This window comes from Pseudomonas sp. JUb52 (assembly GCF_004341115.1).
Taxonomy (GTDB): Bacteria; Pseudomonadota; Gammaproteobacteria; order Pseudomonadales; family Pseudomonadaceae; genus Chryseomonas; species Chryseomonas oryzihabitans.
This window is the reverse complement of the sequence record NZ_SLYS01000008.1, coordinates 52,349-72,856: the sequence shown is the minus strand read 5'-3', so window position 1 is coordinate 72,856 and position 20,508 is coordinate 52,349. Positions and strand designations below refer to the sequence as shown.

Here is a 20,508-nt window from a genome sequence, read left to right as displayed (position 1 = left end):
GTTCCGCCACGGCACCGGGCGGTGCACGGCGATGCTTGGCTGCCGGCTATTGCCGCTGCCAGGTCCAGCTCTTGGTTCCGCTCAGTTCGAAGTGGCCTTCTTCGGTCAGCAGCCTGATGGGGGCAGCCTCAGGATCCGCCAGCCGCACGGCGAGACGCGGCGGCTCCCAGCTGACCTGAAGCTGACTGCCTTGGTAGCGGAGTTGCAGGCGGGTAGCGGGCAGCGCCGGAGGCGGTGCCGGTTGCACCCGCAGGCCATCGGGCGTCGGCCACAGGCCCAGGTAGTGGCGCTGGAGCACGTCCAGTACGCCGGCCATGGCAGCCAGATGCACGCCTTCCCGTACGCCGCTGTCGGCGGCGGCTCCCAAGTCAGTATCCAGGCAATCGCCGAAGAAGGCCCAGGAGGCGTCCGTGTCATAGGCTGCCAGAGCCCCGGCGCAGACCGTCTTCGACAGGCTCGACTCGTGGCTCAGGCGCGCCAGATGATAGTCCAGCGTCCGGCGCTCGGCAGTAGGGGCCAGCCGATAGCCCAGGCGGCGGAGCAGACGCTGCAGTTCCGTGGGAGGAAGCAGGTGCAGCGCGGTCAGGGTATCGGCCTGCTTGCTGAGCTGGTAGCGGTCACAGCTGTCGCCCCGAGCTTCCAGCCACCAGTCCAGGCGCGGGCTGCCGCCGTCTGCCAGCCAGGCGGGCGGCGCCGGCAGCAGGTCGCCGAAGCCGCTGAACTGGTCGAGCACGCCATCCTCGCGAAACGGCAGGTATAGGGCGCTGGCGATGCTGGCCCACTGGCGGGGCTCCGTGGTTTCCAGCCCCAGGCGCTCGCCCAGGGCGTGCGCCCGCGGGGCTGGCAGCAGGTCGAGTACCCGTCTCGCACACTCCAGGGTCCAGGCCGCCAACAGGGTGGTGTAGGCGTTGTCGTCGAGCCCCGGCGTGGCGGCTCCGGGATAGGCGTTGTGATATTCGTCCGGCCCGATGACGCCGCGGATGCGATAGCGCTGGAGGTTCTCGTCGAAGCGTGCCTGGCTCGCGCAGCAGCGCGCCACCTCCAGGATCAGATCGCCGCCCACGCCGCCGAGAAACGCCAGGTCGCCGGTGGCGAGATAGTACTGCCAGGCGTTATAGGCCACCGCCATGCCCAGGTGGTGCTGCAGGTGGGTATGGTCCCGTATCCAATGACCCGACAAAGGAAAATACTGGTAGGGCGGCGTCTCCTCGGCGCCGTCCGCGCCGCTGCGCCACGGAAAGAGCGCGCCGCGCCAGCCGTGGCGGCGCGCCCGCTCGCGAGCCTGGTCCAGGCGGCGATGACGGTAGTTCAGCAGGCCGCGTGCCGCCTCGGGAAAGTGGCTGACGAGCCAGGGCAGGGCGAAGATCTCGTCCCAGAAGATCTGACCGAAATAGCCCTCCTGCCAGCCACGGGGCGGCAGACCCTGGTCGCTTTCGCCCTGATGATCGACCGTCTGCAGCAGATGGAAGGCACCAAATTCCAGCTTGCGCTGGAGCGAGGGCGCGGTCTTCAGTTGCAGTCCTGACCAGCGCGTGCGCCAGACGGCGGCATGCGCTTGCTGCAGCTCGGCGAAGGTCGTCGTTGCCTGGGCTGCGAGGCGGGCCAGCGCCGCCTCGCAGTCGACTCCCTCCGCCGAGGGGCCGCCCGAGACCCGGATGCGCTTCTCCAGCGTGAGCCCCTGGCCTGACATCAGGAAGACGCCAGCATCGTGCTGCAGCCGTTCCCCCTGCAGGCTGGCCCGCCAGGCCAGCGGCTGATCGCTCAGCAGCAGGGTCGCCACGCTGGCCTCGCCCTGGCCGCACTGCGGAGCGACCCGGACGGCGGCGCCCGTGGCGCTGGTCAGCCGTTGCAGGGTAGTCAGGCGTCGGCCTTCGTAGGCGGCATTGCGCTCGATCAGGCCATTGGTCACTCCGGCATCGAGGGTGGCGCGCAGTCGCAGGGCGGCAGCGGCTCCGAGACTGCGCAGGGTCCAGCGCAGGACGATGAGCTGCGGGTCGGCGGCGCTGACGAAGCGCTGCTCGCTGACGCTTACCACCAGGTCGTCGATGGCCACTTCGAAATAGCGACTCAGGCAGCCGGTCTGCAGGTCGAGAAGGCAGCGATAGTCGCGCGGCGGCCGCGCTCGGGGGTCGTGCCAGCGCTCGGTGCTGCCCAGGTTCAGGCCCAGGGGGTCGGGCAGGCGGATCAGCGCCGAAAGGTGCGCCTCGGTATCGACGACCCGGCGCGGCGAGCGATCGTACCAGCCGGCGCGGTAGAGCCCTGGATAGCAGGTACCGTCGTCCTCCAAGACCGACAGCTCCGGCGCCGAGCCGCGCAGTGACAGATGGCCGTTGGCAAGGGTGAAGAGCGCCTCGCGGCGACGTTCGTCACGGGGTTCGAAGCCCTCGAAGCCGAGCGGATCGGCTTCGCTCATGGCCCGACCTCCAGCCTCCGCCAGCGTCCGGCCAGGCGCGCGGCACGGGCCAGCACCTCGCTGCGGTCGCCGTAGGCCTCCTGGGAGCCGGCGCCGGTCACGGCGATGCTCGCCGCCGCTGTGGCCCAAGTGGCGGCCTCCTGCGGTGTGCGCCCCTCCAGCAGACCGATGGCGAAAACCGCGGTGAAGGCGTCGCCGGCGCCGGTCGAGTCCAGCGGCTCCACCGATTCCGGTGCCAGGTGCCAAAGCCGCTCGCCCTCCGCCAGGACGCAGCCGCCATCCGCCAGCTTGATGCAGACCAGCGGGGTACCCCTAGACTGCAGACGACGCGCGGCGCGGCCCAGGCTGGGTAGATCGTCGAATCGCTCGTCGAGCAACCCGGCGGCTTCTTCCTCGTTGGGCGTCAGCGCCGTGATCCGGCCCGCCAGTTCCGCAGGCAGGCGTTCGGGAAAGGAGGGATCGACCACCACGGCGAGTCCGCGGTCGGCTGCTGTCGCGATGGCCTGGTGGACGATCGCGCTGGGAATCTCGCAGTCCAGTACCAGCATGGCGTCGGCGGGTGCGGTCGTCAGTCGCTCCTGCAAAACCTGCCGCGCCCCCTCGTCCCAGAGGTCATTGGCATTGTTGGCAAGCACGATGCGCTTCTTGCCGCTGGGTGGCACCAGGATCATCGAGACGGCGGTGGCGGAGTCGGGGGCGGCTGTCACTCCGGCCAGCTCCACGCCGGCGCGACGCAGGGGCTGCAGAGCCTGCTCGGCCAGCTCATCGTCGCCCACCCGCCCTAGAAGCAGGCTCTGGTGGCCGAAGCGGGCGGCGAGATAGGCGGTATTGGCGGCCTTGCCACCGGGGCGCCGATGGAAGTCGTCGGCCAGCAGCGTCTCGGCGCTGTCCAGGTTTTGGGTGGTGCGGACCTGGAAGTCGGCATTGATGCTGCCTAGGGAAAGCAGGGTAGCCACGGGAGATGACCTCTCTCTGGGGGTACTGTCACCGACCCGCGAGCGGCGCCCCGGGTTCGCTGCCGAATATCGTGGTAGTCGCGGCTACCGCCTGCGGCGCCGAGGTCATCGAGTTCTGGAACCCGTCTTTCCGGTCGCCGCGCCCTGCTTTCTTCGACGTGTCGTCAGCGACAGCAGGGCCCCCAAGGTGGCCAGCGCCATATCCTTTTGCGCATCCCAGAAGTCGTCCTGGGCACCGACGATGTCGGCGCCATGGAGATAGTCCCCGCCAATCCATTCCATGAGTTCGTAAGCGGCCGAAGAAGCCAGAACGAATTCCAGCGCCAGATAGGAGGCGCGCCAGCCCTGCAGGCCGGTCACCACGACGACCACCTCGCGCCAGGGGCGAGCGAGCAGCAGCCCGTAGGCGAAGTGGACCAGGCGGTCGAACTGGTTGCGCTCGAAACCCAGGGCTTCGTCCAGACTCTGACCGGTCAGCCGCATCCAGCCCGCGTCGTAAGGGACCTTGGCGTAGCTGTAGTGGGCGCCGATCTCGTGCAGCGTGAGAAAGACGCAGAGCGCCACGGCGGCGGCACGCGAGAGCCGGAATCTGCGGTAGCTGGCCAGCAGCGCCGCCAGCAGTAACGCCACCAACAGGTTTTCCATGATCCAGGTGGTGCGATCCAGTGGCTGCCAACCCAGTGCCAGGGTGATCAGCAGGAAGGTCACCAGCAAGGCGAGATGCAGGACGTCGGCAGGCTTGCCGTTGCCGGCGGAGTGCGCAAGGGTATCTGGCGGCAAACGAAACTCTCGGTCGGAAGGGGTAGGGCCGGGCGTGGGCGCGCCTGAAGTGCCTGCAGTGGACAGGAGAAGCCGCCCGGATGTTCGAGCGCAGCGGTCGTTGCCTTCCCGCCGGGCGTCTGCCCGAAGAGTACCGCTGGCCAGACGATTGCGCGGCGATCAACGCCGTGGGCGGATCTTGCCGCGGAAGATCCAGAAGCCGTAGGTGCTATAGGCGAGGGTGAAAGGGACCAGCACGGCGAAGCCCGCCAGCATGAAGCCTTGACTTGCCGGTGGAGAAGCGGCCGCGGTCAGGGTGAGATGCGGGGGTACGATCAGCGGATAAAGCGCCAGGATCAGGGCTGCGTAGGCCTGTACGAACAGGCCCAGGGCAAGGAACAGCGGCAGGTAGTGGCGCCGGGTGCGAAAACTCAGCACGAATAGCGCCGTCAGCAACAGTGCGGAGGTGGCCAGACTTCCGGCCACCTCCGGCCGGGCCAGACGCTGCGCGTAACGCAGGTCCTGTAGCAGCGTCCAGGTCAATACCCCGGCCAACAGCAACACGGTCGCAGCGCCGAACCACAGCGCCTGACGCCGGGCGCGTTGGTGCAGGTCGCCTTCGCTACGCCAGTACAACCAGCAGGCACCCAACCAGAGATAACCTACCGCCAGGGCCAGGCCGCAATAGAGGGCGAAGGGACTGAGCCATTCCCAGCCCTGGCCGCGGTAGTGGCCATTGAGCTGGGGTACGCCTTGGACCAGGACGCCCAGCACGCTGCCCTGGGATAGGGAAGCCAGCAAGGAGCCGGCGAACAGGGCAAGATCGAACAGCCGCTGGCGGCGTGGCGTTTCAGCCCGGTCCCGGTATTCCAGAGCGACCGCGCGCACCACCAGAGCCAGGAACATCAGCACCAAGGGCAGGTAGAGGGCTGGCAGCAGCAGACCGTAGGCCACCGGAAACAGCGCCAGCAGACCACCCCCACCCAGTACCAGCCAGGTTTCGTTGCCGTCCCAGATCGGCAGGATGGAAAAGGCCATCACGTGCCGGTGTTCCGGCTGTGGATTGCAAGCGAACAGCATCCCCACGCCGAGGTCGGTGCCATCCAGGACGATGTAGCAGAGCACGGCGAAGGCCAGCGCGGCCGCCGACAGCAGCACCAGCCAGTCGGCAGGCATCAGCGCTCGGCCCCTGTATCGTTGGCCAGCTCCGGTTCCGGCCCGCGTTCCTGGTACCTTGGGGCCTGGGCCATGGCACGCAGCAGGTAGCGCAGGCCGATGCCGAATACCGCCAGATAGACCAATAGGATGACGGCGGTCGAGCCGAGGACGAAACCGAGGTCGACCGGCGAGCGGCTTTCCTCCGTGCGGAGCAGTCCGTAGACGGTAAAGGGCTGGCGGCCGACCTCCGTCACCACCCAGCCAGACAGCATGGCGAGAAAGCCGGCGGGAGCCATGATCAGGCTGGCGCGCTGCAGCCAGCGAGCCTGGTAGAGCCTGCCGCGGATACGCAGCACCAGACCCGCCAGACCCTGAACCGCCATCAGCAGACCCAGGCCCACCATGATGCGAAAGGCGAAGAAGACGACGGCCACAGGCGGAATGTCGCCCGGCGGGAATTCGTTCAGACCGCGGATGGTGCCGGTCCAGTCATGGCGTAGATAGAGGGACCCAAGGTGGGGGATGGCCACCTCGAAACTGTTGCGCCGCTCGCTCTGGCTGGGCAAGGCGAACAGCCGCAGGGGTTCGCCCGCGCCTGGGGCCGGGCGATCCCAGCTACCCTCCATGGCCGCCACCTTTTGCGGCTGCAGCTCCAGGGTCTTCTCGCCGTGCAGATCGCCAGCGAGGATCTGCAAAGGCATCAGCAGCGCCAGGGCCCAGAGCGCCATGGAGTAGTGGATGCGCGCGTGGGAATTGTCGGGTTCGCGCAGCAGATGCCAGGCACCGGCGGCCGCCACCAGGGTCGCGGTGCCGATGAAGGCGGCCAGAGTCATGTGCACGAAGCGATAGGGAAAGGACGGATTGAAGACGATAGCCCACCAGTCCGCGGGCAGGAAATGACCCTCCGCACCGAGATGAAAACCCGCTGGGGAATGCATCCAGGAGTTGGCCGACAGGATCCAGAAGGCACTGAGCAACGAGCCCAGGGCCACCAGGGCGGTGGCCAGCAGATGCAGGCGCGGACCGACCTTGTTCAGGCCGAACAGCATGATGCCGAGAAAGCCCGCCTCGAGGAAAAAGGCGACCATCACCTCGTAGAACATCAGCGGGCCGATGACCGCGCCAGCCTTGGTGGCCAGCCCCGCCCAGTTCATGCCGAACTGGTATTCCATGATTAGCCCCGAAGCGGTCCCTACGGCCACGTTCAGCGCGAAGATCTTCAGCCAGAAGCGATAGAGATCCAGGTAGGTCTGTTCCCGGCGCCACCGCCACAGCACTTCCAGCGCCAGCAGAAAATTGGCCAGGCCGATGGAGAAGGCCGCGAGCACGATATGGAAGCCGATGGCGATGGCGAACTGGGCGCGGGCCGCCAGCAGGGCGGGGTCAGAGGTTTCCATGCCCGGCCTAGGCGTCGCTGGGCTTGCCGGTGAACGCCGAGATGGGGCGATCCACCGGCTGATCGAGTCCGGTGGCGAAGGCCTTTAGACCCTCCAGCAGAGGGACCAGCGCTCGCCAGAGATCTTCATCCTGCAACAGCCGGAAGGCCCCGGTCACGCCCGGTGCTTCCTTGGTTGCGGGTGCCTGGCGAGCGGCCGTGACGGCTTGCAGCCCATCCCTGAGCGAGAACGCCAGGGTATAGAACTGACCGGGCGGTATCGTCGACAGCGCCATGGCCAGCACCGACAAATTCTGGATGACATTCAACGAGCCAGGCTTGTTCAGACCGTCGACCAGCACCTTGGCGACCTGGGTGTTGGCCGCTACCAGATCATTGGCGAAGCGCAGCATGCCGTGCTCGTGAAGGGTCTGCAGTAGCCGCTCCAGCTCTTCGCGGGCATCGGGCCCGAGCTTGGGCGGGGTCACCTTATGAGTGATGCGTTCGGCCATCAGAAGCGCTCCGGATGGGGGGCGGGCTGCAGGGGTGGGGCATAGTCGTCCCGGGCCCACTTCACCTCGACGAGTTGTGCCGGGACGCCCTCCAGGGGCGTCCGCCGGCCGTGGCGGAAGTTTTCTTGCGGCAACGGATGCGGCAGCGGCGCGCGCCCGAGGCGCTCCAGGCGCACCGCGGTTTCCTTGTAGGCAGGGGTATTGACGTCGGGATCGTGATGTTCCCCGGTCAGGGCGTTGAGCCCCGGCTTGCCCTGGTGGATGGGCATGAACAGCACCTCGCCGGCGACCCGGTCGGTGATCACCACGGGCACCTCCACCTGGCCTCGCCTGGAGCTCAGGCGCACCCAGCTGCCTTCTTCCAGTCCCCGCTCCTGGGCAAGCGTCGGACTGATCTCGACGAACCAGTGGGGCGAGAGTTCGGTTACGCGCCGGCCCTTGTCGGTCTGGTTCATGCTCTGGAAGTGTTCGAGCATCCGGCCGTTGTCCAGCAGCAGGTCGTATTCGGCGTCCACGTCTTCGACCGGTGGCTGCCAGTCCACCGGGTAGAGGGTGGCGCGCCCGTCCTCGGTATGAAAGCGGTCGGTGTAGAGCAGCGGCGTGCTCACCCCGCTGGCGTCGACCGGCCAGAGTTGTGAATTCCAGCCCTCGAGGCGCTCGTAGCTGACCCCGGCGAAGAGGCCGGCGATACCGGCTACCTCGTCCATGATCTGACTGGGATGGCTGTAACCCCAGTCATGGCCCATGCGGGCCGCGAGATCGGTAAGGATGCGCCAGTCCGGCCGGCTGTCGCCCAGGGGGGGAAGCACCTCATAGAAGCGCTGGATACGCCGCTCGGTGTTGACGAAGGTGCCCTCCTTTTCCACGCTCGGGCACCCGGGTAGAACCACGTCGGCGAACTCGGCCGTGCGGCTCAGAAAGATGTCCTGGACCACCAGGAAATCGAGCCGGGTGAAGGCGGCGTGGACGTTATGGCTGTCGGCATCGGAGAAGGCCGTTTCCTCGCCGATCACGTACATCGCCCGGACCTTGCGCTCGGCGGCATCCTGCACCATCAGGAAATTGTCCTGGCCGACGCGATCGGACAGCTGCTCCGGCGTGACGCCCCAGGCCTTCGCCCATCTGGCGCGGGCCGCCGGATCCGTGACTTTTTCATAGCCGGGATACTGGTTCTTCAGACACCCGAAGTCGCTGGTGCCCTGCACGTTGTTGTGGCCGCGCATGGGATAGCCACCGGTGCCGGGACGGCCATAGTTGCCGGTCACCAGCAGCAGATTGGAAAGGGCCGTGCTGGTGTCCGCGCCATGACTGTGCTGCGTGATGCCCATGGCCCAGCACAGGCATACGGCGCCGGAACGACCGATGAGCTCCGCCGCCTCCACCAGCTGGTCGTGCGGAATGCCGGTCACCTGTTCGGCGAAGTCCAGAGTGAAGGGCGCCAGGGAGCGACGATACTCCTCGACCCCCGCGACGCGCTCGGCGAGGAAGGATTCGTCCGCCAGGCCGTGATCGAACTGATAGCGCGCCATGGCCGAGGCCCAGACCAGGTCGGTACCAGGTCGGATCCGTAGGAACAGATCGGCACGTTCGGCCATTTCATGGCGCCGCGGATCTACCACCAGCAGCCGCTGACCGCCATGCTTCTGAGCGGCCTTGAGCTTGGAGGCGAACACCGGATGGTTCTCGGCCAGGTTGCTGCCCACCAGAATCACCAGCTGGGCCTGCTCCAGGTCAGCCAGGGTGCCGGCATCGCCGCCATAGCCCACGGTACGGAACAGCCCCTGGGTGGCAGGGTTCTGGCAATAGCGAGAGGAGTTGTCGACGCTGTTGGTACCGATGATCAGCCGGGCGATTTTCTGCGTGAGGTACGCCTCCTCGTTGCTGGCTTTGCTCGATCCTATGAAGCCCAGGCTGTCCGGCCCATGGCGATCGCGAATCTCCAGCAGTCGCCGGGCCACCAGATCCAGGGCTTCGTCCCAGCTTGCCTCTCGAAACCGGTCACCCTCGCGGATCAGCGGCATGGTCAGGCGCTGGGGGTCGTTGACGAAATCCCAGGCGAACTTGCCCTTGATGCAGGTGGAGATGCCATTGACGGGCGCGTCCACCACCGGCTGAACCTTGAGGATGTGGCGGTCCCGCGTCCATATCTCGAAGCTGCAGCCAACCCCACAGTAGGTGCAGACCGTCTTGGTGCGCCGGATCTCCGGCTGGCGCCAGTGCATGTCCATAACCGAAACCCCGGTGATCGGGGGTGCGCCTATGGTCCTCTCGACGGTCTTGATGGCGTCGATCAGGGGGCGTTTGAGGTCCTCGGGCATGGCGGTGAAAGGGCCGGCGTCGGGCTGCATGGTCTTTTCCAGCAGGGCGTTGCAGGGGCAGACCGTGACGCAATGGCCACAGCTCACGCAACTGGAGCCTTCGATGCGCTCGCCGCCGTCCCACAGCACCCGCGGATGTTCCTGGCTGAAGTCGATGCTCAGGGTCTCGTTGACCTCGACGTTCTGGCAAGCCTCCACGCAGCGTCCGCAGAGAATGCATTGATCGGGGTCGTAGGTGTAGAAGGGGTTGGAATGATCCTTGGCGTAGGGCTTGCGCTGGTAGGCGTAGCGCTGGATCGGCATCTTGAGATCGGCCACGGTGTTGTGCAGGGTGCAGTCGCCGGTGTTGTGCTCGCAGACCGTGCAATACAGCTCGTGCTTGGCGAGGATGCGGTCCATGCCCTCGTGGCGGGCCGCTTCGGCGCGTTCGGCCTGGCTGCCGATACGCAGGCCATCCTGGCTGCGGAGAGTGCAGCCGCGCACCAGTTCGCCGTCCACCTCCACCCAGCAGACGTCGCAGGTCTGCAGTGCGCCCAGGGCACGGTGATAGCACACATGGGGCAGGTGGATGTCGTGGGCGGCGAGAAAGTCCACCAGGGGCAGATCGACGGGCCCTTCGAGCGGGCGATCATCGTAGAAGAGGGTGCAGCTCGACGGCGCAGGCATGGCAGGGATCCGGTTGGTCGGCAGTTGCGCGGTCGACCGGGGCCGCCACGGACTCTAGGGAAGGGACGTCCCCTGTACGGCGACCGTTCGGGCGAAGCGGACAGTATTTTTCAGTCCCGCCCTGCGTGCGCCGGTGGCGCCGTTCGACAGGTGCGCTGCACCAGACGACCGATCGTCAGTCCCTGAACGAGTACCGAGAAAAGCACCACCAGATAGGTCAGGTTGAGGAGCAGATCGCGCTCTTCGCCGGCTGGCAGGGCCAGTACCAGGGCCACCGAAACGCCGCCACGCAAGCCGCCCCAGGTCAGAATGCGGGCCGCCCCGGGCGGCAGCTCGCGCTTCCAGAAGCCGATCAGCGCCAAGGGCGGCCCCACGGTGGCCAGCCGCACCCCAAGGATGACCGCTACCAGCGCGAGCGCCAGCGGCACATAGCGCCACTCGAAGGGAACCAGTACCAGTTCCAGCCCCATGAGCACGAACAGCAGGGCATTGAGAAATTCGTCGATCAGGGTCCAGAAACTGTCCAGATGCTTGCGCGTGCGATCGGACAAGGCACGTTCGCGCACGAGATTGCCTACGATCAGACCGGCCACCGTCATGGCGATCGGCCCCGAGACTTCCAGATGCGTGGACCAGGTGTAGCCCCCGAGCACCAGGGCTACGGTAAGCAGCACCTCCACCTGATAGTCATCGATGGAGTTCATCAGGCGATAGGCCAGAGCACCCAGCAGCGCGCCCAGCAGCAGGCCGCCGCCGATTTCCTCGAACAGCAGCCAGAGCGTCTCGCCCAGGGCAGGTGGAGCTTCGCTGCCCAGCGTGCCGACCAGCAGGGTGAAGGCCACTACCGCCATGCCATCGTTGAACAGGGATTCACCGACGATGGTGGTCTCCAGCGATTTGGGGGCGCCTGCGGATTTCAGGATTCCCAGCACCGCTACCGGATCGGTCGGCGCGACGATGGCGCCGAACACCAGGCACCATACCAGGCTCACGTCCAGGTCCAGTTGCTGCAGCAGCCACCAGGTGGTCAGGCCGATGCCAAGGATGGAAATGGCCACCCCCGCCGTCGCCAGCAGTCCGATCGCCCAGGCGCGCTTGCGGATGTCGGCGAAGTCGAGGTTCATGGCGCCGGCGAACAGCAAGAAGGACAGCAGACAATCGAGCAGCAGCCGATCGAAGTCGACTCGCGCCATGGCGGTCTGGATGCGCTGCTCCAGTCCCGGCAGGCCCAGTAGGGTCAGACCGTGCAGCAGGAGCGAGCAGACCAGCGCGATGACCATGACGCCAATGGTGGGTGGCAGGCCGACGAAGCGCCGATTGACGAAGGCGAGCAGGGCGGTGAGAGAGACGAAGCCAGCGGCGAGATCGAGCATCGAAGGAGTCCAGAGCCGGGGTGCACCTTATTCAGCGACCCCTGGCCGTGCCCAGAGGTTGCATCGCCTGGGTCGCGTCGCGCGGAGGGGAGCAGGGCGCGCGGGCCGAACTCCCGCCGCTTGCGCGTGGTCGGCTGAAAACCTTTCGCCACCCGAGCCGCCAACGATGTCCGTTCCTGCCTGGCTGCACACGCTGGCCATCCTGTCGCTGAGTCTGGCCGTCCTCTGTACCCTCTGGGTACTGATCGACCTGTATCGCCGCCCCCAGCCCATGGCCGTCATGAATGCGGTCTGGCCCTTGACCATGCTCTGGGCAGGCCTCCCGGGGCTGTGGCTCTATCGGCGAATCGGTCGCGCGTCCAGCGGCGCGGCGGCGCATCACTCCCATGGTCAGCGGCCCTTCCATCAGAGCGTGATGCTCGGTGCCAGTCACTGCGGTAGCGGCTGTACCCTGGGCGATCTCCTCGCGGAAACCCTGGTGATCGCGGTACCTGTGAGCCTTTTCGGTCAGCGCGTATTCGGGACCTGGGCAGTGGATTTCGTGCTGGCGTTCCTGCTGGGCATCGTCTTCCAGTACTTCAGCATCAAACCCATGCGCAAGCTGTCGCGGTGGCAGGGACTCAAGGCGGCGGTCAAGGCCGATACCCTTTCCTTATTGGCCTGGCAGATCGGCATGTATGGCTGGATGGCGCTATGTGTGTTCGGGCTGTTTTCCGAAGCGGCGCTGCCCAAGAGCGAGCCGGTGTTCTGGTTCATGATGCAGCTCGCCATGTATGTCGGCTTCGTCATCAGCTGTCCGGTGAATGCCTGGCTCATCCAGCGAGGGGTCAAGGAAGCCATGTAGCGCTGCCTTGATCGTGGATGCCCGGGTTTTTCCAAGCGCAGCGGAGGCACTGGCACTGCTTGCCGCGGGTCCCAAGCCCATGACATCACCAGGGCTCCGGAGCACCAACATGTCTTTCGTTCCTCGCTATGGGCGCCTCGATTCCAGCCTGGCGCTGTTGCGCGAAGGCTACGCCTTCATCAGCAATCGCTGTGAGCGGCTGGATAGCGATGTCTTCGCCACACGCCTGCTGTTGCAGTCCACCCTGTGCCTGCGCGGCCCGGCCGCAGTGGAGCTCTTCTATCGCGAAGAACGTTTCACCCGGGTAGCGGCTGCGCCTCGACAGTTGCGCCGGACACTGTTTGGCGAAGGCGGCGTCCAGGGCCTGGACGGTGCGGCCCATCGCCAGCGCAAGGCACTCTTTGTCGAGGTCACCCAGCCTGCACGGGTAGAGGCGCTGATCGCGCGGGTCGAGCAGGAATGGCGCGCCAGGCTGCCCACCTGGCAGGCCCAAGGCGAGATCGTCCTGCTGGACGTATTGCATCGCCTCTATACGCGCGCAGTGTGCGACTGGGCCGGCGTCGTCCTGGCCAAGGGCGAAGAGGCACGGCGTTGCACCGAACTGGTCGCCCTGATCGAGGGGGCCGGCAGTGTCGGCCTGAACAATCTGGGCGCCCGCCGGGCGCGGCGGCGGCTGGAGCTCTGGCTGGGTGGCCAGATCGAGCAGGCGCGCCGGCAGCCGGCACCGGCCGGCAGCGCCCTGGCATTGATCGCCACCCACCGGGACATCGACGGCGAGCTGTTGTCGCCGCGGGTGGCGGCGGTGGAGCTGCTCAATGTCTTGCGGCCGACGGTGGCCGTGGCACGCTTTTCCACCTTCGCCGCCCTGGCGTTGTACAAGCAGCCGGCCTGGCGCGAACGGCTGAGAGCCGATCCCGCCGCCCGGGTACCCTTTGCCCAGGAGGTACGACGCTTCTACGCCTTCTTTCCCTTCACCGTGGCGAGGGTGCGAGAGACCTTCGAGTGGCACGGGGTCGACTTTCCCCGGGGCACGCGCGTCTTGCTGGATCTCTATGGCACCAATCGCGATCCGCGCAGCTGGGAGCGTCCAGAGGTGTTCGATCCCACGCGCTTTCTCACGGAAAATGCTCCTGAAGCCGCCTTCGTACCCCAGGGCGGCGGTGAGGTGGCCCACCAGCACCGCTGTCCGGGCGAAGGCATCGCCCTGGAGCTCATGACCTCCGCCCTGCGCCTGCTGCTGCAGGACATGACCTACCAGGTACCGACCCAGGACCTGCGCATCGACCTGGCGCGGATGCCGATGCGCCCGGCCAGCGGCCTGATCCTGAGCGAGGTTCAGGCGGTGCAGCGGACGCGCAGTTCGGTCAGCTAGGCGGCCCGCGCCGCCACCTGGGAGCGCGCCGTGAGCAGACTCACCACCACGAAGCTGACCAGGCTCAGGCCGAGGCTGAAATAGATCGGCGTATTGGCCTCCAGGCCGTCCTTGAGCATGAAGACGATGGCCGCGCCGGAACCCAGCAGCATGCTGGCCAGGGCACCCGCTGTGGTGGCGCGCGGCCAGAGGATGGCCCCCAGCAGCGGCACCAGGATGCCACCGACCAGCAGGTTGTAGGCCAAGGTCAGGGCGCCGATGACGTCATTGACCAGCAGCGCGATGGCGAGCACGGCGAGACCGGTGAGCAGGGTGAACAACCGGGCCATGCCCAGGGTCGAGGCCCGGCCGCCGCGCAGTCGCGGCAGCAGGTCTTCGGTCAGGGTGGTGGACGCGGCTAGCAGACCAGCACTGGCGGTGGACATCATGGCGGCCAGGGCAGCGGCGATCACCAGGCCGCGGATGCCGTCCGGCAGGGCGCTGCGGACGATGGCGGCGAAGGCGTTGTTGGCGTCGGCGAGATCCGGCAGCAGCACCCGGGCGCACATGCCGATCAGTGCGCCCACCAGGCCGTAGATCACGCAATAGACGCCGGCCAGGCTGCCCGCCACGCGCGCCACGCCTTCGCTGCGCGCGGTGAAGACCCGCTGCCAGATGTCCTGGCCGATGAGGATGCCGAAGAAGTAGATCAGGAAGTAGGTGAAGATGGTGTCGTAGCCGAGGGTGGTCAGGGCGAAGGCGCTGGCCGGCAGCTTGGCCACAAGGGCATCCCAGCCACCGACCCGGGTCAGGCAGATCGGCAGCAGCACGAACATCAGGCCTGCGGTCTTGATGACGAACTGGACGATGTCGGTCAGCGTCAGGGACCACATGCCGCCGATGCTGGAATAGATCACCACCACGCTGCCACCGAGCAGGATGGCGCTCCAGAAAGGCAGCTCGAACAGCACCTGGATCACCGTGCCCATGGCCAGCACCGAGACCACGCTCAGCATCAGCGCATAGACGAACATGATGGCGGCGCTGGCCTGCCGGGCCAGGGGCGTATAGCGCCGTTCCAGCACCTGGGTCACGGTGTAGATGCGCAACTTCAGCAGGGGTTTGGCGAGGAAGAGATTGAGCACCAGGATGCCACCACCCAGCATGGCGCACAGCCAGAAGCCGGACAGCCCGTGGACGTAGCCCAGGCGTACGGTGCCCACGGTGGCGGCGCCACCCAGCACCGTGGCGGCCATGGTGCCCAGGTAGCAGGCCGGGCCGAGGTTGCGACCGGCGACGAGGAATTCTTCCTGATTGCGAGCGCGGCGCATGCCGTACCAGCCGAGCAGAAGCATGGCCAGGGCGTAGGCCAGAACGACGGAAATATCCAGGAGCATGACGGAGTCTCTTGCAGGACTAGACAGGGCCGGGCGCACCGACCCCGTGACAGGGTTCAGGTATCAGGCGGCGCGGACGCCCGGGAGCGAGGTGCGGGCACGACTGCGTCTGGGGCGTCGCGGGCCGGTCGGGCCATAGACGGCCGCCGGTTCCGGGAACAGCAGGAGCAGCAGCAGATAGAGCAGGGCGGCGCTGCCCAGGGCCAGCGGCAGGCTCAGGTCGATGCCGCCCGCCAGCTCACCCAGGGACCCGACGAACTGACCGGGCAGATTGACGAAGGCGAGGCCGAGCAGGGCGCTGGGAATCCAGGCGCCCATGCCGCGCCAGTTCCAGCCATGGTGGAACCAGTAGCGGCCACCCTGCTCGCCGCGGGTGAACACCTGCAGATCGTCCGGGCAATAGAAGCCGCGGCGGACCACCAGCCCGAGGATCATGATCACCATCCAGGGGCTGGTGCAGGTCACGATCAGCACGGCAAAGGTGGAGACACTCTGCACCAGGTTGAAGCTGAAGCGCCCGATGAAGATGAAGGCGATGGCCGCCAGCCCGATCAGCAGGGTCGCCCGAATCCGGGTCAGCAGCCGGGGTAGCACGCTGGAGAGATCCAGGCCGGTGCCATAGAGCGCGGTGGTGCCGGTGGACAGGCCACCGATGATCGCCAGCAGGCACACCGGCAGGAAGTACCAGGTGGGAGCGATGGCCAGCAGGCCGCCCACATAGTTGTTTTGCGCGATGTAGTCGGGTGCTCTGGTCGCCACCAGCGAGGCGGTGGCCAGGCCGAACAGGAAGGGGATCAGGGTGGCGGCTTGGGCCGCGCTCACCGCCAGCAGGATGCGCAGGCGGGGCGTCTGCCGCGGAATGTAGCGCGACCAGTCGCCGAGAAAGGCGCCAAAGGACACCGGATTGCTCATGGCCACCAGGGCCGCGCCGATGAAGGCTGCCCAGAAGCCCGGCTGACCGGCTTGCAGGGTGCCGGCGTAACCGGCGTCGAAGCTGCCGGCGAAGGCCGGGATGCCGAGCAGGAACAGCAGGCTGGCACTGACCACGGCGATCTTATTGACCCACAGCATGAAGCGAAAGCCATAGAGGCACACCGTCAGCACCAGCACGGCGAACAGCCCGTAGGCCAGCCCCAGGCTGAGCGCGTTCTCCGGCAGTCCGACCAGGCGCTGGGCACCGCCCACGAGGGCATCGCCGGAACTCCAGACCGATAGCGAAAAGAAGGCGACGGCGGTCAACAGCGAGAGAAAGGAGCCGACGATACGGCCGTGGACGCCGAAATGGGCACCGGAGGAGACGGCGTTGTTGGTGCCGTTGAGCGCGCCGAACAGCCCCATGGGCGCCAGGATCAGCGCGCCACAGAGGACCCCGGTCGTGATGGCCAGCACCCCGGCCTGGAAGGACAGGCCGAACAGGATCGGAAAGCTGCCGAGCACGGCGGTGGCGAAGGTGTTGGCCCCGCCAAAGATCAGGCGGAACAGGTCGAAGGGGGTGGCATGGCGTTCGTGGTCGGGAATCTGCTCGACGCCAAAGGTTTCGATACGGGTGATGCCGTCATGATGGTCCATGGATGACGCCTCGACACGGTTATACGCAGGCCGGACCCGCGTTCTTGTTGTCGGCGGACCAGGCGGTCCGCCGGTGTTCGGCAGCGAAAAGACAGCGGGTGGGCGACCGTCATGGCGGGTCGCCGCACCTTGGAGCGTCAGCGGTAGGCGACCCCCGGCAGCACGCAGAGCATCTCGTAGAGCAGGTTGGCGCCGAGCAGCGCGGTATTGCCGGTGGTGTCATAGGGCGGCGAGACCTCGACCAGGTCGCAGCCCACCAGCTCGAGTCCTCGGCAGCCGCGGATGATCTCCAGCGCCTGGATGGTGGTCAGGCCGCCGATCTCCGGCGTGCCGGTCCCTGGCGCCCAGGCTGGGTCGATGCTGTCGATGTCATAGGACAGATACACCGGTCCGCCCCCGACTCGCTCGCGCACCTCGGCCATCAGCGAGGTCAGGGAGCGGTGCCAGCACTCCTCGGCCTGCACCACCCGAAAGCCCTGCTCGCGGCACCAGTCGAAATCGTCGGCGGCGTAGCCCTGGGCGCGCAGGCCGATCTGCACCACCCGGTCGCAGTCGAGCAGGCCTTCCTCCACCGCGCGGCGGAAGGTGGTGCCATGGGCGATCTTCTCGCCGAACATGTGCTCGTTGACGTCGGCATGGGCATCCACGTGCACCAGGCCGATCTTGCCGTACTTCTTCTTCATGGCGCGCAGGATCGGCAGGGTCAGCGTGTGATCGCCGCCCAGGGTGAGGGGGATGACATCGTGCTCCAGCACCTGGTCGTAATGCGCCTCGATCAGCCGCACCGTATCGAGCAGGTTGAAGGTGTTGATGGCCACATCGCCCAGGTCGGCGACACTCAGGGAATCGAAGGGCGCCGCGCCGGTGGCCATGTTGTAGGGCCGGATCATCACCGATTCGCTGCGCAGCTGGCGCGGACCGAAGCGGGTGCCGGAGCGCAGCGAGGTGCCGATGTCCAGCGGGATGCCGATGAAGGCGGCATCGAGGCCTTGAGGGGAGGCGAGGTGGGGCAGTCGCAGCATGCTGGCAATGCCGCCGAAACGGGGCATCTCGTTGCCGCCCAGCGGCTGGTGCAGGATCTTTTCCACGGGTCATCCTCGTCGTAGTGATGTCCCGATTGTGCAAAGCCGATGGCGGCTGAAGAATCGGCCCGGACAAAAAATCACTTCAGAGATTTCTGAACTAATGGCTAGACTGCCGGGCTGCGTCCACCGGAGTCCGCCATGGCCAATGCCCTCCACGATATCCGCCTACTCAAGCTGTTCGCCTGCGTGGTCCGCCACCAGGGATTCGCCGCGGCGCAGCAGGAATTGAACCTGTCCACCTCGGCCATCAGCACCTACATGAGCCGGCTGGAGGGTCAGCTCGGCGTCACCCTCTGTCATCGCGGTCGGGGCGGATTCGCCCTGACCAGCAAGGGTGAACTCTTCCACCAGGAAACCCTGCGCATCCTGGGCGAGATCGAGGGCTTTGAACGCTACGCCACCACGCTCAGGGGCGAACTGAGCGGCACCCTCAACCTCGGCGTGCTGGATTCGCTGTCCAGCGAACCGGCTCTGCCGCTGGCCCAGGTGATCGGCCGCTATACCCATGACTATCCCGGCGTGCATCTGCACCTGGCCGTGACCAGCCCTTATGAGTTGCAGCTCGGCGTCCTGGAAGGACGGCTGGATCTCGCCGTGGGCGCCTTTTCCGCCCGTATGAACGGGGTGGTCTACCAGCCGCTGTATCGCGAGCAGCACTGGCTGTATTGCAGTGATCGGCATCCACTGTTCCAGGAGCGGCGCATCCCGGCCGAGATGATCACCCGCCAGCGGATGGTGCGACGCGGCTACTGGAGTCAGGCGGAGCTGGCTCGCCATGGCTTCAAGGAAAGCGCCGCTACCGTGGAAAGTATGGAGGCGCAGTTGATCCTCATCCTTTCGGGTGCCTATATCGGCTATCTCCCGGAGCACTATGTCCACGCCTGGGTCGACCAGGGGCGGCTCAAGGCCCTGCAACCGGCCACCTTTGGCTATCAGGCGCCGTTCTCCCTCATCAGCCGTCGAGGGCGCGGAAAGGAGCCGCTTATCCAGAGTTTTCAGCGCATCCTTAAAGCCCAGATGCAACATGCCGATAGCTAGTATGACGATAACCAAATGGTTACCGTCGGCGCCTGTGACGGCAGTTGGCCACCATTGAACTGGTTGATGTCGCACGGAGTAGATAACCCGCTAGATAAGGCACCCGCATGCGCACGAATTTGCCGGTCACCCAGCAAGGCCGTACCTTCAAGGAAGAAGAACGACTCATCTCCACCACTGACCTGCAGGGGAACATCACCTACTGCAACGAGGCCTTCATCGCCATCAGTGGCTATACCCGGGAGGAGCTGATCGGCAGTCCGCACAATCTGGTGCGTCATCCCGACATGCCGCCGCCGGTGTTCGGCCACATGTGGGCGACCCTCAAGGAAGGCAAGCCGTGGATGGGCATCGTCAAGAATCGCTGCAAGAACGGTGATTTCTACTGGGTGAGCGCCTATGTCACTCCGATCCTCGAGCAGGGCCGGGTGATCGGTTACGAATCCGTGCGTTCGCTGCCCAGCGCCAGCGAAGTCCGTCGCGCCGGCGAACTCTATGCCCGCATCAATGCCGGCAAGGCCCCCGTGCCCATGACTCGCCGCCTGGGCAGCGCCATCGCCGCCTGCTGGTCGACGGTGGCAGCCACTGGCGTCATCCTCGGCGGCCACTTCGTGCTGAATGACCCCGCGCAAACGGTGCTCATTGTCGCTGCCCTGCTGGGCATCAGCGCGCACCAGCTGTATCGCCAGCGCGCCAGCATCGAACGCATCCTCGCCGATCATCCAAAGATGTTTTCCAGTGCCGTGGTCGCCCCGACCTACAGTGATCAGGTCGGCGCCCCGGCGCGCCTGGACCTGGCGCTGCACAGCGAGGCTGCGCGGCTGCAGACGGCCCTGACCCGCCTGGCCGACGTTGGCGACAGCGTGCGCCTGAAGGCCCGCGAATCCTCCCAGCTGGCCCAGTCCGAGGCCGAGCTGCTGGAACAGCAGCGCCATGAGACCGACCAGTCCGCCGCTGCCATCACCCAGATGACTTCCACCATCCACGAGGTCTCGCAGAACGTCCAGGAGACCGCCCAGGCCGCCGCCAATGCCGAGAGTCTGGTGCATTCCGGGCGGGACAAGGCCGAAGAGAGCCTGACCTCCATGCGCGAACTCGGCGCGGCGGTCAGCGACATCGGTCAGACCGTTGGCGAGCTGGCCAACTCGACCCAGAGCATCGGCAGCGTTGCCGACGTCATCACCGCCATCGCCGAACAGACCAACCTGCTGGCGCTCAACGCCGCCATTGAGGCCGCCCGCGCCGGCGAGGCTGGCCGTGGTTTCGCCGTGGTGGCCGACGAGGTCCGCTCGCTGGCCTCGCGCACCCGCGAATCCACCGAACAGATCCACCAGATCATCGCCAATCTGCAGGCCAATGCCGACCGCGCGGTGGCCACCGCCAGTCGCGGCGAAGAGACCTCGCGCCAGAGCGAACGCCACTCGGCAGCGGTACGCGAGTCCCTGGAAGGCATCAGTGCCTCGGTCAGCCTCATCACCGCCATGAGCCAGCAGATGGCCACTGCGGTGGAAGAGCAGAGTCACGTGTCCGAGGACATCAACCGCCAGATCAGCCGCATCGCCGATCTCTCCGATCACAGCTCGGCCCAGGCCCGTCGCGGCTCGGAACTGAGTCGCGAACTGGAAGGCATGGCCGACTACCTGCACGATCTCACCGCGCGCTTCAATCGCTAGGGCGGAGCAGGGCGGCGGCGA

At 66.5% G+C, this 20,508-nt stretch carries 15 protein-coding genes and 1 pseudogene; 5 read left to right on the top strand and 11 right to left on the bottom strand.

What is annotated here, in order from left to right:
• Positions 1-46: 46 nt before the first annotated feature.
• The 8 genes from EC839_RS14740 to EC839_RS14705 all read right to left on the bottom strand — a co-directional run bounded on the left by EC839_RS14740 (position 47) and on the right by EC839_RS14705 (position 11,530).
• A complete protein-coding gene (locus EC839_RS14740; protein ID WP_007162273.1) occupies positions 47-2,413 on the bottom strand; it encodes a glycosyl hydrolase family 65 protein in 2,367 nt (788 codons plus the stop codon).
• Positions 2,410-3,369, bottom strand: coding sequence for a carbohydrate kinase family protein (locus tag EC839_RS14735; RefSeq protein WP_007162274.1), 960 nt, complete (start codon positions 3,367-3,369; stop codon positions 2,410-2,412). Before EC839_RS14735 ends, EC839_RS14740 begins: the two co-directional genes overlap by 4 nt.
• A 105-nt stretch (positions 3,370-3,474) precedes the next feature.
• A complete protein-coding gene (locus EC839_RS14730) occupies positions 3,475-4,149 on the bottom strand; it encodes a DUF2238 domain-containing protein (protein WP_007162275.1) in 675 nt (224 codons plus the stop codon).
• A gap of 159 nt (positions 4,150-4,308) precedes the next feature.
• Complete coding sequence (gene cydB / locus EC839_RS14725; protein ID WP_007162276.1) at positions 4,309-5,304, bottom strand: cytochrome d ubiquinol oxidase subunit II; 996 nt, start codon at positions 5,302-5,304, stop codon at positions 4,309-4,311.
• Positions 5,304-6,683 carry a cytochrome ubiquinol oxidase subunit I gene (locus EC839_RS14720; protein ID WP_007162277.1) on the bottom strand — a complete coding sequence of 460 codons (1,380 nt, stop codon included), beginning with the start codon at positions 6,681-6,683 and terminating at the stop codon, positions 5,304-5,306. The genes cydB and EC839_RS14720 overlap by 1 nt, the downstream gene beginning before the upstream one ends.
• A gap of 7 nt (positions 6,684-6,690) precedes the next feature.
• The gene (locus tag EC839_RS14715) at positions 6,691-7,173 is read right to left on the bottom strand and encodes a DUF1641 domain-containing protein (RefSeq protein ID WP_007162278.1); all 483 of its coding nucleotides are present in this window, start codon (positions 7,171-7,173) and stop codon (positions 6,691-6,693) included.
• Positions 7,173-10,157 (bottom strand): formate dehydrogenase subunit alpha, encoded by a 2,985-nt coding sequence (fdhF, locus tag EC839_RS14710; RefSeq protein ID WP_132832726.1) that lies wholly within the window; start codon positions 10,155-10,157, stop codon positions 7,173-7,175. Before fdhF ends, EC839_RS14715 begins: the two co-directional genes overlap by 1 nt.
• Positions 10,158-10,267: 110 nt before the next feature.
• Positions 10,268-11,530, bottom strand: coding sequence for a sodium:proton antiporter (locus EC839_RS14705; RefSeq protein WP_007162280.1), 1,263 nt, complete (start codon positions 11,528-11,530; stop codon positions 10,268-10,270).
• 166 nt (positions 11,531-11,696) lie between these two features.
• On the opposite strand from EC839_RS14705, the gene EC839_RS14700 reads away from it, so the two are divergent.
• Entirely contained in the window at positions 11,697-12,374 is a 678-nt protein-coding gene (locus tag EC839_RS14700; protein WP_007162281.1) for a DUF4396 domain-containing protein, read from the top strand.
• A 109-nt stretch (positions 12,375-12,483) separates the two neighbouring features.
• A complete protein-coding gene (locus tag EC839_RS14695; protein WP_007162282.1) occupies positions 12,484-13,746 on the top strand; it encodes a cytochrome P450 in 1,263 nt (420 codons plus the stop codon).
• Here the strand turns inward: EC839_RS14695 and EC839_RS14690 are convergent.
• The 3 genes from EC839_RS14690 to speB form a co-directional block, all read right to left on the bottom strand.
• Positions 13,743-15,122 (bottom strand): sodium:solute symporter, encoded by a 1,380-nt coding sequence (locus EC839_RS14690; protein WP_007162283.1) that lies wholly within the window; start codon positions 15,120-15,122, stop codon positions 13,743-13,745. The genes EC839_RS14695 and EC839_RS14690 overlap by 4 nt on opposite strands.
• Positions 15,123-15,185: 63 nt before the next feature.
• A complete protein-coding gene (locus tag EC839_RS14685) occupies positions 15,186-16,691 on the bottom strand; it encodes a cytosine permease (protein ID WP_007162284.1) in 1,506 nt (501 codons plus the stop codon).
• A 137-nt stretch (positions 16,692-16,828) separates the two neighbouring features.
• Positions 16,829-17,779, bottom strand: a complete 951-nt coding sequence (gene speB / locus EC839_RS14680) for an agmatinase (protein WP_007162285.1) — start codon at positions 17,777-17,779, stop codon at positions 16,829-16,831.
• Positions 17,780-17,914: 135 nt separating this feature from the next.
• On the opposite strand from speB, the gene EC839_RS14675 reads away from it, so the two are divergent.
• The 3 genes and pseudogenes from EC839_RS14675 (at position 17,915) to EC839_RS14670 (ending at position 20,487) form a co-directional block, all read left to right on the top strand.
• Complete coding sequence (locus tag EC839_RS14675; RefSeq protein ID WP_007162286.1) at positions 17,915-18,814, top strand: LysR family transcriptional regulator; 900 nt, start codon at positions 17,915-17,917, stop codon at positions 18,812-18,814.
• 107 nt (positions 18,815-18,921) lie between these two features.
• Positions 18,922-19,203, top strand: a pseudogene (locus EC839_RS25000) (PAS domain-containing protein); the annotation flags it as partial.
• Positions 19,204-19,344: 141 nt separating this feature from the next.
• Positions 19,345-20,487 (top strand): methyl-accepting chemotaxis protein, encoded by a 1,143-nt coding sequence (locus EC839_RS14670; protein WP_372237659.1) that lies wholly within the window; start codon positions 19,345-19,347, stop codon positions 20,485-20,487.
• Positions 20,488-20,508 lie beyond the last annotated feature (21 nt).

Excerpts from the sequence above, each read along its gene's own strand:
- EC839_RS14700 (WP_007162281.1), top strand. The coding sequence starts at position 11,697 with ATGTCCGTTCCTGCCTGGCTGCACACGCTGGCCATCCTGTCGCTGAGT.
- EC839_RS14675 (WP_007162286.1), top strand. The coding sequence starts at position 17,915 with ATGGCCAATGCCCTCCACGATATCCGCCTACTCAAGCTGTTCGCCTGC.
- EC839_RS14690 (WP_007162283.1), bottom strand. The coding sequence starts at position 15,122 with ATGCTCCTGGATATTTCCGTCGTTCTGGCCTACGCCCTGGCCATGCTT.
- EC839_RS14705 (WP_007162280.1), bottom strand. The coding sequence starts at position 11,530 with ATGCTCGATCTCGCCGCTGGCTTCGTCTCTCTCACCGCCCTGCTCGCC.
- fdhF (WP_132832726.1), bottom strand. The coding sequence starts at position 10,157 with ATGCCTGCGCCGTCGAGCTGCACCCTCTTCTACGATGATCGCCCGCTC.
- EC839_RS14685 (WP_007162284.1), bottom strand. The coding sequence starts at position 16,691 with ATGGACCATCATGACGGCATCACCCGTATCGAAACCTTTGGCGTCGAG.
- EC839_RS14695 (WP_007162282.1), top strand. The coding sequence starts at position 12,484 with ATGTCTTTCGTTCCTCGCTATGGGCGCCTCGATTCCAGCCTGGCGCTG.
- EC839_RS14670 (WP_372237659.1), top strand. The coding sequence starts at position 19,345 with ATGACTCGCCGCCTGGGCAGCGCCATCGCCGCCTGCTGGTCGACGGTG.
- cydB (WP_007162276.1), bottom strand. The coding sequence starts at position 5,304 with ATGCCTGCCGACTGGCTGGTGCTGCTGTCGGCGGCCGCGCTGGCCTTC.
- EC839_RS14740 (WP_007162273.1), bottom strand. The coding sequence starts at position 2,413 with ATGAGCGAAGCCGATCCGCTCGGCTTCGAGGGCTTCGAACCCCGTGAC.
- EC839_RS14720 (WP_007162277.1), bottom strand. The coding sequence starts at position 6,683 with ATGGAAACCTCTGACCCCGCCCTGCTGGCGGCCCGCGCCCAGTTCGCC.
- EC839_RS14715 (WP_007162278.1), bottom strand. The coding sequence starts at position 7,173 with ATGGCCGAACGCATCACTCATAAGGTGACCCCGCCCAAGCTCGGGCCC.